Here is a 12,973-nt window from a genome sequence, read left to right on the forward strand (position 1 = left end):
GCACGGGCCGGGCATGACCGAAGCACTCGAACAGGAACGCGACGAACGTGTGGTGCCCGATTCCGCGCAGCTGACCGCAGCCGCGCGAACGCTGCTGGCGATGCTCGACAGGATGAACTGGAAGCTGGCGACGGCGGAAAGCTGCACCGGCGGCTTCCTGTCGTCGCTGGTCACCGATATCGAGGGGCTGAGCCATTGCCTCGATCGCGGCTATGTCTGCTATTCGGTCGCCGCCAAGCACGACATGCTGGGCATCGATCCCGGCCTGATCGACCAGCATGGCGCGGTGAGCGAGCCGGTGGCGCGCGCTCTGGCGGAAAACAGCCTGTGTCTTGCCGATGCGCAGCTTTCGCTCGCCATTACCGGCTTTGCCGGGTCGTCCGACCCTGACGAACGCGAGGGTGCGGGCGTTGCCTATATCGGCGTTGCGGTGCCCGACCAGTCCTGGGTCTATCGCGTCGATTATGGCGAACGCCCGCGGCGCGACATCCGCAACATGGTGACGCTCGCCGCGCTCGCCATCGGGCTGCGCACAGCCAAGGACCAGCGCGGCGACTAGCCGCTCGAGTCGGTCCGCACCATCGCGAGCGCGACATCCTGGCCCGTCCCGCCCGCCAGCACGGTGAGCGTTCCGTCCTGCATCGTCTGGACCTGAGCGGTTTCCGCCTCTCCGGTCAGCGTGTTCATCTGGGTGACGCTATACACGCCAGGCTCCAGCCCGTGAATGTCGAGCGTCGATGCATGGCCGCACTGCGCGCGATTGGCCATCAGCACCACGATCGCCTGGCGGGCATCGCCGCAGCCGGTCGCAAGGCCATCGAAGCCCGGTGCGCGCAACCGTTCGCCGAGCGGCTGGCGGCGGAAGCTCGACCAGTCGATCAGTGGCAGGAAGCGCGCCAGCACGCCCTGCGCTTCGTGCATCGCGGGCAGCAGCACATGCGGGTGGCGATAAGGCCAGCGCATGCCGCCGCCTGCGCCGCCGCTCGCCAGATGCGCCCATTGCATGCGGCGGAACAGCTCGGTGTCGAAATCATCCGGCAGCGTGATGTGCCGATCCTTGAACGCATGGATCGGCCCGTGCTCGGTATCGAGCAACGGGCGATCGACCGGACATTGCTCGATCGCTTGCGTCATCAGCCGCGCGGTCGCCTCGGCGGGGCCAAGCGTGCCGCGCGGATGGTCGATTGTGCCCTTCTCGTACAGGTGCACGCTGGCGAAATCGAGCGACGGGTGGCGGAAGATCACCTCGCCCAGATCGGGGCGCAGCAGCAGGTTGGGGAGATAGACCGACACCGTCTGCGGATGGCTGCGGCCATGCACGCGCAACTCCTCGGCCCTGAGCGCTGCCGAGACCTCGCCGACAAAGGCATGCACCGCCGCCATGTCGCCGCCAGCATAGAAGCTGTCGATCTCGTTCCACAGGTCCCAGCCGAACACCGCCTGGCTGTGCCCCCAGCGGCGGGTGGCGAACAGCAGCCGGTTGATGATCGCCGCGCGCGTATCGGCGCAGGTGAACATGTGGCGCGGCGACTTGCACGGCCCGCCGGTCGCCTGGGCATAGGGGTGCGTCTTCCAGCGCCGCGCCATGAAGAAGGTGTCGAACGGGGTGAGCAGGAAGCGGATGTCGTGCCGCTCACCCAGCTGGATGAGATCGTCCCACAGCCGCACCATTGCCGGGCTGAAATGGCCGCAGCGGCTTTCCAGATGGCGGTGGCGGACCTGGTTGTAATCGAGCATGAGGCGCAGGCATGTGACCCCGCTCGCCTTCAGCGCGGCGAAATGCCGATCGACCGATGCGACATCGTGCCTGCGATAGAGCGGCGCGAGATGCGGCCAGGTGATCGCCTCGTTATGCCCGACCGGTGCCCAGGCCGCGCCCGATTCGGTCTGGAAATAGGGTGCGCGGCCCACGCACCGCACCCAGTCCCGCTCGGGACCGGGTGCGGATACGCGGCGGATGGCCGTTTTTTCAAGCTCGGCAACGTGCTTCATTCGGCGGCCACCACGCCCAGGGTCGAGAGCGATTCGAGCCGCCAGCGCGCATCGAGCCTGCGCCAGGTCGCCAGCGCCTGGCCGACGATCTGGTCCATGTTGTAATAGCGATAGGTGGCGAGCCGCCCGACAAAGGTCACTTCCGGGCAATCGCGCGCCAGCGCCGCATAGCGCCGGTACATGTCCTGCGCGGCTGCATTGGGCACGGGATAATAGGGATCGCCCTTGTCCGCCGGATATTCGCGCATGATGCTGGTCACCTCGGCCTGTTGCCCGGTCAGATGCTTGAACTCGGTGATGCGGGTATAGGGCACGTCGTAATCCGGATAGTTGACCGTCGCAACCGGCTGCGCCTGTTCCTGCGGCAGCGTTTCATGCTCGAAGCGCAGCGAACGATAGGGCAGATGCCCCAGCCGGTGGTGGAAATATTCGTCGATCGGCCCGGTCCAGACCAGATGGTCCCAGCTGATATTGTCGGGCAGATCGGCATAGCCCTGACCGGTCAGCACGTCGATCTGCGGGTGATCCAGCATCTTGGCGAACATCTTCGTATAGCCCTGATTGGGCATGCACTGATGCGCATCGGTAAAATATCGGTCATCGGTATTCGTCCGCGCCGGAACCCGCGCCGCGACCGACTTGTCGAGCTCGCGCGGATCGACGCCCCATTGCTTGCGGGTATAGCCCTCGAAGAACTTGGCATAGAGGTCCTCACCGACTTGCGACACCACGGTATCGCGCGAATTGCGCACCTCGCCGACATCGAGCGCAACCGACCGGAGATATTCTGCCGCTTCTTCCTCAGTCTCGAGGTTCAGACCATAAAGTGCGTTGAGCGTCGTGCGGTTGATCGGCATCGGCACCAGCTGATTGTCCACTTGCGCGAGCACGCGATGCTCATAGGACCGCCAGCCGGTAAAGCGCGAAAGATAGTCGAGAATGTCGCGGCTGTTGGTGTGGAAGATATGCGGGCCGTATTTGTGCACCAGGATGCCGGCATCGTCATGATGGTCATAGGCATTGCCCGCAATATGCGGGCGCTTGTCGATCACCAGCACCGACTTGCCCGATCCTGCGGCGATCCGCTCGGCCATGACGGCACCGGCGAACCCTGCGCCGACGACGAGCACGTCATAATGGCGCGCGCGATTGACCGGGCGGGCAGAGCCGATGCGTGCGACCTGCCGCGCGACAAGCCCGTCCTGCAACTGGCGCGCGATTCTGGAAACGGTGCCGTCCCAGCTCTTGTCGGCCAGGCACGTTTCGGCCTCTGCCTTCCACGCGGCGCGGGTGCGCGAATCGGCGCTGAGCAGCGCTTCGCAGGCAGACACGAATCCGCGCGCGTCTTCGGCGATGCGGATGCTGCCGAGCGTGCCATAGGTCGCAACGACATCGGCAATCGGGGTGGAAACCACGGGCAGTCCGCTTGCCATATATTCGGGGGTCTTGGTCGGGCTGATATACTGCGTCGAGGCGTTGAGCGCGAAGGGCATCAGCGCGACGTCCCAGTGCACCGCATAATCGGGCAGCCGGGCATAATCGCGTCCGCCCAGCCAATGGATATTGGCGGCGCGCGGCAGATCGTCGGGGCTGATCTTGACCACCGGACCGATCATCACGAACGCCCAGTCGGGGCGCAGCGCTGCGAGTTCGGCGAGCAGCGCGAGGTCCATGCGCTCGTCGATCACGCCATAGAAGCCGAGGCGCGGGCGTGGCAGCTGCGCCTGATCCTCGGGTTCCGGAGTGGTCGCGGCCTCGCGCGCAAAATGCGCGATATCGACGCCCGACGGATAGCAGTTCACGTTCGGGTGACGGTTGCGGCGTGCCTCGTAGAGGCTGCGTCCGCCGCACAGCACCAGGTCGGCGCGCGCCATCAGGCTCGCCTCGCGCTGCGCGATATCGGCGGGCGCAAAGGCGAAATTGGCGAGCTCGTCCATGCAGTCATAGACGGTGAAATCGGGCTGCATGCCGGCGCTGAACGCGAGCATCATCGGGGTATAGTACCAGAAGACCAGGGGGCCGCGGTGGCCTGCGACCTCGGCCTCGAGCAACGCGCCGAGCGCCCGATCGATGGCGGTGCCGTCAAGCCCTTCGGGCAGCACCGGAACCAGCCGCGTCACGCCGCCCTCGACGCTGCTGCGGTCGAGCCGGGGAGAATCGCACGCCGCCTCGAAGCGCGGCTCCTCCCAATAGGTGACGTCGAACTGGCCGGCGAGCCGGGTCATGATGTGCTGCGGCCGCTGGAACACCAGGTCCCAGCGAAGGTGCGAGAAACAGACGATCACCGGGCGCGCCGAAAGGGCAGGGGTCGGGCTGTGCGAAAACGGGCGGTGCATCGGGTGTCTCCGGATCGAAGGTGGCCGCCGGTCCTGGAACGGACGGGCGTGTCGCATTGGACTGATCCGGCACCTAGCCGAGCGCGCGCCCGGGCAATCTTACATAGGTGAAACCCCCTCGTTCTGACGAAATTGGCGCGGCCTGACCCATGTTATGGGGCGGTCGTGCTCAAGGGGTCAGCCTTGCACCATCCTGTCGGGACACCCCGCCCCGGCAATGATGGAGACCCCCCATGACCTATTTTCTCGGATTCCCGCTGCTGCCGCTCTGGATCATGGGCGTGCCGCTGATCGGTGCGCTCCTCACGCTGGCGATGCCGGCGCCCAAGCACAACACCATCCCGCGCACGTTACGCCGCGAAGAGCGCGTTGGCAACGCGGCGCATGTGACGACGGCGCACCCAACGACCACCGCCCTCTGATCCTTCGGCCCCGGAACCGCGCGTTCCGGGACCTCCCCCCATTTCAAGGAAACCCCCCGCATGTTCACCCATAACAAGCGCCTGCAATATACCGTGCGCGTGTCCGAGCCGAACCCGGTGCTCGGTTCGCTGCTGCTCGAACAGTTCGGCGGACCCGATGGCGAGCTCGCTGCGGCAATGCGCTATTTCACGCAAGGGCTGGCCGAGGAGGATCCCGGCCGCAAGGACATGCTGCTCGACATCGCCACCGAGGAGCTGAGCCATCTCGAGGTGATCGGATCGATCGTCGCGATGCTCAACAATGGCGCGAAAGGCGATCTGGCCGAGGCTGCGATGGAGGAAGCGGACCTGTACCGCTCGCTCACCGCTGGCGGCAACAGCCATACCCAGGCGATCCTCTATGGCGGCGGCCCCGCGCTCACCAATTCGTCCGGCGTGCCATGGACCGCAGCCTATGTCGATTCGCGCGGCGACCCGACCTGTGATCTGCGCAGCAATATCGCTGCCGAATCGCGCGCCAAGATCGTTTATGAGCGGCTGATCAACGTGACCGACGATCCGGGCATCAAGGATGCGCTCGGCTTTCTGATGACGCGCGAGATCGCCCACCAGAAATCATTCGAAAAGGCGCTGTACACGATCGCCGACAATTTCCCTCCGGGCAAGCTCGGCGCGATGGGGGATTATGATTCGCTCTATGTCAACGCGTCGACCGGCCCCGGCGATACCGAGGGCCCGTGGAACAGCGGCGACCAGTGGGAGCGGATCGACGACCTCGAGGCGCACGGCCCGGTCGATGGCGGCGACGGCACCGCCGAGGTCGAGCTGCCCAAGGACCAGCTGCGCACCGTGCTGGCGATGGCCGAGCGCACCGCATCGGACCCCACGGTCGATCCGGTGACCGGGGCCGAACTCGGCATGAAGCAGGTCTGACCCTGACGTGACGATGCCAGGCATGACCCCTCGCCACCGCGCCCAAGCCGATGAATGAACTGGCGATCCTGGGCATCGTCGGCAGCCTGGTCGCAGGCGCGCTGACCGGGCTGGGCGGCGTGGTGGTCATGCTGGGCGGCCCGCCCGATGCCCGGCGGCAGAATCTGTTGATGGGTTTTGCCGCCGGAGTGATGATCGCGGCGGCGTTCTTCTCGCTGATCATCCCCGGCATCGCGCAGGCCGAGGCCACCGGGTCGTCGCGCGAGATGGCGGCGGTGATCGTGATCGGCGCGGTGCTGCTCGGCGCGCTGGCGATGGCGCAGCTCGGCCGCGGCATCGATCGGATCGCGCGCGCCCGGCTGGCGAAGCTGCCCGGCTGGCTCGCCGACAATGCCGAACATCGGCGCATCCTGCTGTTCATCCTCGCGGTGACGCTGCACAACATTCCCGAAGGCACCGCGGTCGGCGTCAGCTTCATGTCGGACGATGCGAGCCTCGGCTGGGCGACCGCGCTTGGGATCGGCATCCAGAACATTCCCGAAGGCATGGCGGTGGCGGCGGCGCTGTCGACCCTGGGCTGGAGCAGGGGGCGGTGCATCCTCGCCGCGCTCGCCACTGGGCTGGTCGAACCGTTCGGCGGTGCGCTGGGCGTTGCTATCGTCCAGGCTTCGACAGCGGCGCTCCCCTGGGCGCTGGGCTTTTCCGCCGGCGCGATGCTGTTCGTCGTGATGGCCGACATCATCCCCGGCACCAGCCGCCGGATCGAGCATGGATCGGCAACCCCTGCACTGATGGCGGGTTTGGCCATCATGATGTTTCTCGACGTGACCCTGGGTTGATCCGGGCACGCACCCTCCCTCCATCGAAGGACATTTCCCCATGACCAGCACGATATCCAAAATGCATGAGGCACAGCTTCCCGGCCTCGAAGCCGAGCTTGATCCCAAGCCCGAATGGCAGCCGCGTTACCCGGGTTCGGGTCGGCTCGAGGGCAAGGTGGCGATCGTCACCGGCGGCGATTCGGGGATCGGCCGTGCCGTCGCGGTGCTGTTCGCGCGCGAGGGCGCGAATGTCGTGATCAGCTATCTGGAAGAGGACACCGATGCCGAGGCCACGGCCGAGATGGTCGAGGAAGAAGGCGGCAAGGCGGTGATCATCGCCGGCGATATCGGCGAGCGCGACCATTGCCGCGAGGTCATAGACCTTGCCATCCGCACGTTCGGCCAGATCGACATTCTCGTCAACAATGCGGGCGAGCAGCATCCCGACAAGGACATTACCGATATCTCGGACAAGCAGCTCAAGCGCACCTTCCAGACCAATGTCTATGGCATGTTCTACATGGTGCAGGCGGCGATGCCGCATCTCAAGCCCGGTGCGACGATCATCAACTGCACCTCGGTGACGATGTACAAGGGTGCCGACGAGCTGCTCGACTATTCGGCGACCAAGGGCGCAATCACCGCCTTCACGCGCAGCCTGTCGCAAAATCTTGTCGAAAAGGGCATCCGTGTGAACGGCGTCGCGCCGGGACCGATCTGGACCCCTCTTAACCCCTGTGGTGGCGCGAGCGAGGAGAAGCTCGAGAATTTCGGTGAATCAACGCCAATGGGACGCCCCGGTCAGCCCAACGAGGTCGCACCCTGCTTCCTGTTCCTGGCGTGCGAGGATTCGAGCTACATGAGCGGCCAGGTGCTCCACCCCAATGGCGGGGTGATCGTCGGAAGCTGATTTGCGGCGAGCGGTGCGATAGCCTGCGCCATTCCTAACCTGTGCAAGGGCCGCTGCCCGCCAATATTCCGACTATGGCAGCAGCGGTCCGGAGCGCCGCCTCTTCCCCAGGTGGCGCAACCGCAATGCAGGAAAGGAAGTCTCAAGTGGCTGATAACAATCAGAACTGGAACGACACCGACAGCAACCAGCAAGGCCAGCGTCGGCAGGAAAACGACTATGCGCGCTCGGCGAGCCATCAATCCGGCTATGCCGGGCAGGGCCAGCCGCAGCAGCAGGCTGACAACTGGGGCCAGCGCGGGCAGGGAGATTACCAGCGCGGTCAGCAGGGCGGCAACAACCAGGGTGGCGGCTGGGGCCAGTCCGGCCAATCCGGTCAGTCGCATCAGCAGGGCGGCAACAACTGGCAGCATGGCGGCCATTTCGCCGATCCCGCGCAATATGGCGGTGGCGGTTCGGGCCAGGGCGGCGGCTATGGCGGCGGCAGCGGATTTGGCCAGTCTGGCCAGGACTATGCGCAAGTCGGCGGTTTTGCCCAGGGCGGCGGCTGGGGCGGCGCAGGCCAGGGCCAGCAGAACCGTTCGTCGGGCTATGGCCAGTCGGGCCAGGGCTATGGTCAGTCGAACCAAGGCTATGGCCAGCCCAGCGGCTATGACCAGCAGGGCGGCAATGGCAGCCAATGGGGCCAGTCAGGCGGCGGCAGCGGCCAGGGCGGCTATGGCTATTCGGGCGGTCAGGGCGGCCAGTCTTCGGGCTATGGCGGCGGCATGGCCGGCGGCTATGGCCAGTCCTTCCAGGGCGGTCAGGACCAGCAGGGTTCGGGGCGTTATGGCCAGAACCAGCAGGGTGGCGGACAGCACGGCTGGGGTCAGCAGGGTGATAGCTCAGGGCACCGGCACCAGCACGATCCGCATTATTCGAGCTGGCGCCAGAAGCAGATCGAGCAGCTCGACAGCGACTATGACCGTTTCAATCAGCAGCGGCAGAGCCAGTTCGACCAGGAGTTCAGCGAGTGGCGCTCGAAGAACCGACAGGATGACGAGCGCGATGGCGTCAGCGCGTCCGGCTCGTCTTCGGGACTCGGCAAGACCGAGAAACCCAAGACTTAACCTGGGTTAATTTTAATATAAATCAGCGACTTGGGGGGCATTTCGCCCCCCGTTTTTTTCATCTCGTCGCGAATCCGGCACTAACATATACCAGTATAAGGACGGGCGTTCAGCCAACTGAAAGGGTGCGAGGGGAGGGACCTAGCAGAGAGACACCGTAATCATGAACATCCATGCGAGCTTGCCGATCGCGTTTCCGTCTCAACCCCGCCACTCCCCCAGTTCCATCGAGCCGCGTTGCGACTTCATCCAGCAGGGCGACACCGTCGTCCGGCCGCGACTCGTCCTGGAAGGCTGGGCGGCGGGATATCGCATCACCTTTGACGGTCGGCGCCAGCTGACCAACCTGTATCTGCCCGGCGAGATCATCGGCGTCTGGCGCAGCAACCAGCCCAGCTTCTACCACGCGGTCATGTCGATCAGCCGTCTGCAGCTGATCGAGTTCGGCTCGCTGCCCGAATCGGACGTGGTCGAGCTGGAATGCGCGCTGATCGAGCGCCAGCTCGAGAACAGCATCTTCCGTCTCGGCTGCCTGAGCGCCTATGAGCGCATGGCGCATCTGTTCCTCGAGCTGGGCGAACGGCTGGCGATGCGCGGCCAGGGCGAGGCCGACAGCTATCACATGCCGCTCACCCAGGAACTGCTCGCCGATCTCGTCGGCATCTCGTCGGTGCACGTCAACCGGACGCTGCAGCAGATGCGCGCCGACGGCGTCATCCGCCTCGTCAATTGCCGGCTCGAGATACTCGATCGCGAGGATCTGGCCGACCAGGTCAATTATCAGCCGCTTTTCTGAAGCCAGGGCTGAACCCGATCGGGCGTGCGCCGTTACCCCTTGATGGACCAATCCGATCTCTGGGAATTGCTGCGCACGCCCGCACTGGCGGCCACACTCATTGCGGTTGCGCTGGTCGCGCATGCCGTCGTCATGGCGATTGCCAGCCGCATCGCACGGCGTACCAGCACGCTGCAGGACGAGGCGCTGGTCAGATGCATCCGCCAGCCCTCGCGCTGGATCATGGTTGCGCTGGTGCTGCTTGGCACCGACAGCCTGGCGGTGCGCGGTGACGAAGCCGCCGCCGCGCTGACCGGCGCGGTGCGCGTGATCATGCCGCTGCTCTGGGGCTGGCTGGTCATCGCAATCATCCGTTTCGTCCATGGCTATATCGAAGCGCGATCGGATGTCAGCGCCGAGGACAATCTCGCTGCGCGGCGCAGGCGAACGCGCGCGGACATTCTCGCCCGCATCGCCATTGTCATCGCCGGGCTGGTCAGCATCGGCCTGCTGCTGCTCAAGATTCCGGCGGTGCGCGAGATCGGTGTTGCTCTGGTCGCCTCGGCCGGCCTTGCCGGCCTCGCCTTCGGCGTCGCCGCGCAGCCCCTGCTCAAGAATCTCGTCGCGGGCATCCAGCTGGCCTTTACCGAGCCGGTGCGGATTGACGACGTGCTGGTCTATCGCGGCGAATGGGGCCGGGTCGAGCGGATCACGCTCACCTATGTCGTGTTGAAGATCTGGGACGACCGCCGCCTGGTCATTCCGGTCTCGAAGCTGCTCGAGGAGCCGATCGAGAACTGGACGCTGCAGACCAGCCATCTGCTCGGCACCGTGATGATCCATGCCGATCATGCCGCCGATGTCGAGAGCGTGCGCAAGGTCGCGCTCGAGGCGGTGCGTGGACACCGGCTCTGGGACGGACGGGTGGCGTTGCTCCAGGTGACCGACATGACCGCCGACATTCTCGAGCTGCGGGTGCTGATGAGCGCGCGCAATGGCGGCGAGCTGTTCGATCTGCGCTGCGACGTGCGCGAGGCGGTGGTGCGCTTCATGGCCAATGATCTTCCCAATTCGCTCAACCGGAGCCGCCTGGCGCTCGAACCCCTGGAGCTTTCATGACACTCGACTGGATTTCCGTTGTCGGCACGGTGGGCGCGTGCGCCTCGGTGGCGAGCTTCACCCCGCAGGCGTGGAAGATCATCCGCGATCGTTCGACCGAGGGGCTTTCGCTCGGCATGTTCGCGCTGACCAGCCTGGCCTTCCTCGCCTGGACGACCTTCGGGCTGCTCAAGGGCGAATGGGCGCTGATCATCCCCAATGCGATCTGCCTGTGCTTCGCGCTGTTCATCCTGGGCATGATCGCATTGCCCCGGCGCAAGACCGAAGAGGTGGCCGAAGCGCTCGACCCTACCACCTGAGCCAGCCTATGTTGCTGCGATGATCGGCGCGGAATGGCTTTTGGTGCGCGAGGAGCCGTCCGATGAATGCCGAGAAACGCCGCGAGCTGGCGCGCGACCGCACCGATCTAGCGGAGGATCGCACTGTCCTGGCGCATGAGCGCAGCTTTGCCGGATGGGTGCGCACCGGCATGGCCGCCGTCGGCATCGGACTGGGATTTAACGCGCTGTTCCGCGAGCTCGAACCCGAATGGGTGCCCAAGGCGATCGCCAGCGTGTTCCTGCTGGTCGCGATTTATGTGTTTCTCTCCGCCGACCGGCGCGCGCGGCATATTGTCGATCAGCTCGAAGCGCATAGCGTGTCTGCGCTCAAGCCGATGCGCATCCGGCTGCTGTCCTGGCTGCTGTCGCTGGCGACGCTGGCCCTCATCGGCGCAATCTGGTGGCTGGTCTAATCCGACGGGTTGGCCAGTCCGCCCAGTTCGGGATGCGCGGCGACCTGCTGCTCGACATAGCGCGCCGCCTGTTCGGCCTGCTTGCGCCCCAGATGCCAGTCGAGAATCTGCATGCCCGGCACGATCGGCGGGCTCAATAATATGTCGCCCTCGCGCAGCATCGATCGCGAGGCAATGCGGCTCGCCACCACCATCGATCGCTGCATGATTTCGACGATCGAGGGGAAATCGCTGTCCGCCTTGCGCCGCAGCAGCAGATCGCGGATCAGCTGCCCGCGACGCCGCAGCGACTGGTAGGCGGCCTTGATCCGCCACACCTGTCCCGCCTCGCCCAGCGTTACGACGATATTGGGGCCGGACTTGAGCGCGCGCATCGTCACGACGGGCACATTGTCGAGTACGCCGCCATCGACCAGGATATTGCCGTCCGTATCGATGAACGGCGGCAGGATCGTCGGCAGCGATCCCGAGGCGCGCACCGCATGCCACAGCGCGCCGCGCCGGTGGACATGCAGGTCATTGGTCGACAGGTTGGTGGAAATCGCGAAGAAGTTGATCGGCTGGTCGGCAATATCGGCATTGCCGTAGCGCGCCTCGAGCTCGGCATCGAACACGGCGGGGTCGAGCAGCGAATGGATCGGCACGGTAAACCGACGCATCGCCTTGGCGCCGATGAACATCGCCTCCATCTGGTCGAGCGTCTGGTCGACCGACAGCCCTTGCGCGATCGCCGCCCCCATCGCAGCGCCCGCGCTGGTTCCGCCGATCAGGTCGATCGGCACGCCCGCGCGCTGCAATCCGCGCACGATGCCCAGATGCGCACAGCCGAGCGCGCCGCCCCCTGCTAGCACCAGCCCCACCGCGCGCCCGGTGAGAAAGCGCGCGACGCGGCGGAAATCGGCCTCGCTGTCGAGCGCCATGTGGTGGTGCAGATGCGGATCGCGCCCGGTCAACCAGGCGGCAGTGCCCCGGATGGCCTGCCTGCCCTCGGCACGGATGACGAGCAAGGTGCGGTTGGGCGGTTCGATTGCCGCGCAGCCCGCCTGTTCGAGCGGGTTCATCGCCGGATTCGCGCCTGTTTCGGCAATCATCAGCAGGCCGTCGGCATTGCGGCACACCAGCGAGCCCCATTCGGGATCGCCCGAGGCGTCGATCAGCAGATAGCCGCGCCGCGCCTCGTGCTCGCGCAGCCAGGCCTGATAGGCGCTGGCGGGGCCGGGCGGCACGTCGCTTTCGCGCACCAGCATCACCTGGCGATCGTCGGGGACGGTGGTCCGAATGGCATCGGTCAGACGGCCGAGCAGCGCGGGATCGACCCGGCTCGACCCGCACGGCACCACCGCGATGACGCGCGGCAGCCGCGCTTCCATCGGCGGGGTCTTGGCGGTGACGGCCGCGAGTCGCTGGGTCACGGCGGTGAGGATGGCAGGGACGAGCTGCGGATAGGCGGCGACCACCGCGTCGTAGCTCGCCCGGTCGAGTACCATAACCACGCTGTCGCGGCTCGCCTGCAGCGTTGCGGTGCGCGTGCCGCCGCCGAAAAAGGCGAGTTCGCCGACCGGTTCGCCAGCCTCGATCTGCGCCACCGCCTTGTTGCCGGTCGGCGTCTCGATCAGCACGCGCAAGCGGCCGGTTTCGAGGAAATAGAGCGAATCGGCTGGATCGCCCTGGCGCACCAGGATGTTCCCGGCGGGCAGTTCGAGCCGGTGCGCGCGGTCGCTCAGCGCGTCGATCGCCGCCTGATCGACGCCCGCGAACAGTCCCGACTGCATCCAGTCGCGCAGGCTGCCATCCGCATGCTCGTGATCAGGCTCCAGCGTCAC

The 12,973-nt window shown here is 65.9% G+C and carries 13 protein-coding genes; 10 read left to right on the plus strand and 3 right to left on the minus strand.

From position 1 onward, the window contains the following. Positions 1-13 precede the first annotated feature (13 nt). On the plus strand, positions 14-559 hold the full coding sequence (locus tag OPU69_RS12850) for a CinA family protein (protein ID WP_498511516.1): 546 nt from the start codon (positions 14-16) through the stop codon (positions 557-559). Here the strand turns inward: OPU69_RS12850 and OPU69_RS12855 are convergent. Next, positions 556-1,992, minus strand: a complete 1,437-nt coding sequence (locus OPU69_RS12855) for a glycoside hydrolase 5 family protein (protein ID WP_498511518.1) — start codon at positions 1,990-1,992, stop codon at positions 556-558. The two genes, OPU69_RS12850 and OPU69_RS12855, sit on opposite strands and share 4 nt — an antisense overlap. Further along, positions 1,989-4,328 (minus strand): UDP-galactopyranose mutase, encoded by a 2,340-nt coding sequence (glf, locus tag OPU69_RS12860; protein ID WP_498511520.1) that lies wholly within the window; start codon positions 4,326-4,328, stop codon positions 1,989-1,991. Before glf ends, OPU69_RS12855 begins: the two co-directional genes overlap by 4 nt. A 233-nt stretch (positions 4,329-4,561) precedes the next feature. Between glf and OPU69_RS12865 the strand changes: the two genes are divergently transcribed. The 9 genes from OPU69_RS12865 to OPU69_RS12905 all read left to right on the plus strand — a co-directional run bounded on the left by OPU69_RS12865 (position 4,562) and on the right by OPU69_RS12905 (position 11,150). Continuing rightward, entirely contained in the window at positions 4,562-4,750 is a 189-nt protein-coding gene (locus tag OPU69_RS12865) for a hypothetical protein (protein ID WP_060978998.1), read from the plus strand. 60 nt (positions 4,751-4,810) lie between these two features. Continuing rightward, positions 4,811-5,683: a manganese catalase family protein gene (locus OPU69_RS12870; RefSeq protein ID WP_498511522.1), complete on the plus strand. Its 873-nt coding sequence runs from the start codon at positions 4,811-4,813 to the stop codon at positions 5,681-5,683. A 50-nt stretch (positions 5,684-5,733) separates the two neighbouring features. After that, positions 5,734-6,522, plus strand: a complete 789-nt coding sequence (locus OPU69_RS12875) for a ZIP family metal transporter (RefSeq protein ID WP_060978996.1) — start codon at positions 5,734-5,736, stop codon at positions 6,520-6,522. A gap of 40 nt (positions 6,523-6,562) precedes the next feature. Continuing rightward, positions 6,563-7,414: a glucose 1-dehydrogenase gene (locus OPU69_RS12880; RefSeq protein ID WP_498511524.1), complete on the plus strand. Its 852-nt coding sequence runs from the start codon at positions 6,563-6,565 to the stop codon at positions 7,412-7,414. 146 nt (positions 7,415-7,560) lie between these two features. Then, the gene (locus OPU69_RS12885) at positions 7,561-8,523 is read left to right on the plus strand and encodes a hypothetical protein (RefSeq protein ID WP_498511526.1); all 963 of its coding nucleotides are present in this window, start codon (positions 7,561-7,563) and stop codon (positions 8,521-8,523) included. 163 nt (positions 8,524-8,686) lie between these two features. Next, positions 8,687-9,319: a Crp/Fnr family transcriptional regulator gene (locus OPU69_RS12890; RefSeq protein WP_060978993.1), complete on the plus strand. Its 633-nt coding sequence runs from the start codon at positions 8,687-8,689 to the stop codon at positions 9,317-9,319. 42 nt (positions 9,320-9,361) lie between these two features. Beyond that, positions 9,362-10,417, plus strand: a complete 1,056-nt coding sequence (locus tag OPU69_RS12895; protein ID WP_498511529.1) for a mechanosensitive ion channel family protein — start codon at positions 9,362-9,364, stop codon at positions 10,415-10,417. Then, positions 10,414-10,716, plus strand: a complete 303-nt coding sequence (locus OPU69_RS12900; protein ID WP_023836808.1) for a SemiSWEET family sugar transporter — start codon at positions 10,414-10,416, stop codon at positions 10,714-10,716. Before OPU69_RS12895 ends, OPU69_RS12900 begins: the two co-directional genes overlap by 4 nt. Before the next feature lie 62 nt (positions 10,717-10,778). Beyond that, positions 10,779-11,150: a YidH family protein gene (locus tag OPU69_RS12905; protein ID WP_060978991.1), complete on the plus strand. Its 372-nt coding sequence runs from the start codon at positions 10,779-10,781 to the stop codon at positions 11,148-11,150. Here OPU69_RS12905 and OPU69_RS12910 read toward each other — a convergent pair. Continuing rightward, positions 11,147-12,973 carry a patatin-like phospholipase family protein gene (locus OPU69_RS12910; RefSeq protein ID WP_498511531.1) on the minus strand — a complete coding sequence of 609 codons (1,827 nt, stop codon included), beginning with the start codon at positions 12,971-12,973 and terminating at the stop codon, positions 11,147-11,149. The genes OPU69_RS12905 and OPU69_RS12910 overlap by 4 nt on opposite strands.

Source organism: Blastomonas sp. 34TW (genome assembly GCF_059803595.1).

Coding starts and splice junctions, on each gene's coding strand:
- OPU69_RS12905 (WP_060978991.1), top strand. CDS start 10,779: ATGAATGCCGAGAAACGCCGCGAGCTGGCGCGCGACCGCACCGATCTA.
- OPU69_RS12850 (WP_498511516.1), top strand. CDS start 14: ATGACCGAAGCACTCGAACAGGAACGCGACGAACGTGTGGTGCCCGAT.
- glf (WP_498511520.1), bottom strand. CDS start 4,328: ATGCACCGCCCGTTTTCGCACAGCCCGACCCCTGCCCTTTCGGCGCGC.
- OPU69_RS12890 (WP_060978993.1), top strand. CDS start 8,687: ATGAACATCCATGCGAGCTTGCCGATCGCGTTTCCGTCTCAACCCCGC.
- OPU69_RS12855 (WP_498511518.1), bottom strand. CDS start 1,992: ATGAAGCACGTTGCCGAGCTTGAAAAAACGGCCATCCGCCGCGTATCC.
- OPU69_RS12865 (WP_060978998.1), top strand. CDS start 4,562: ATGACCTATTTTCTCGGATTCCCGCTGCTGCCGCTCTGGATCATGGGC.
- OPU69_RS12870 (WP_498511522.1), top strand. CDS start 4,811: ATGTTCACCCATAACAAGCGCCTGCAATATACCGTGCGCGTGTCCGAG.
- OPU69_RS12875 (WP_060978996.1), top strand. CDS start 5,734: ATGAATGAACTGGCGATCCTGGGCATCGTCGGCAGCCTGGTCGCAGGC.
- OPU69_RS12880 (WP_498511524.1), top strand. CDS start 6,563: ATGACCAGCACGATATCCAAAATGCATGAGGCACAGCTTCCCGGCCTC.
- OPU69_RS12900 (WP_023836808.1), top strand. CDS start 10,414: ATGACACTCGACTGGATTTCCGTTGTCGGCACGGTGGGCGCGTGCGCC.
- OPU69_RS12895 (WP_498511529.1), top strand. CDS start 9,362: ATGGACCAATCCGATCTCTGGGAATTGCTGCGCACGCCCGCACTGGCG.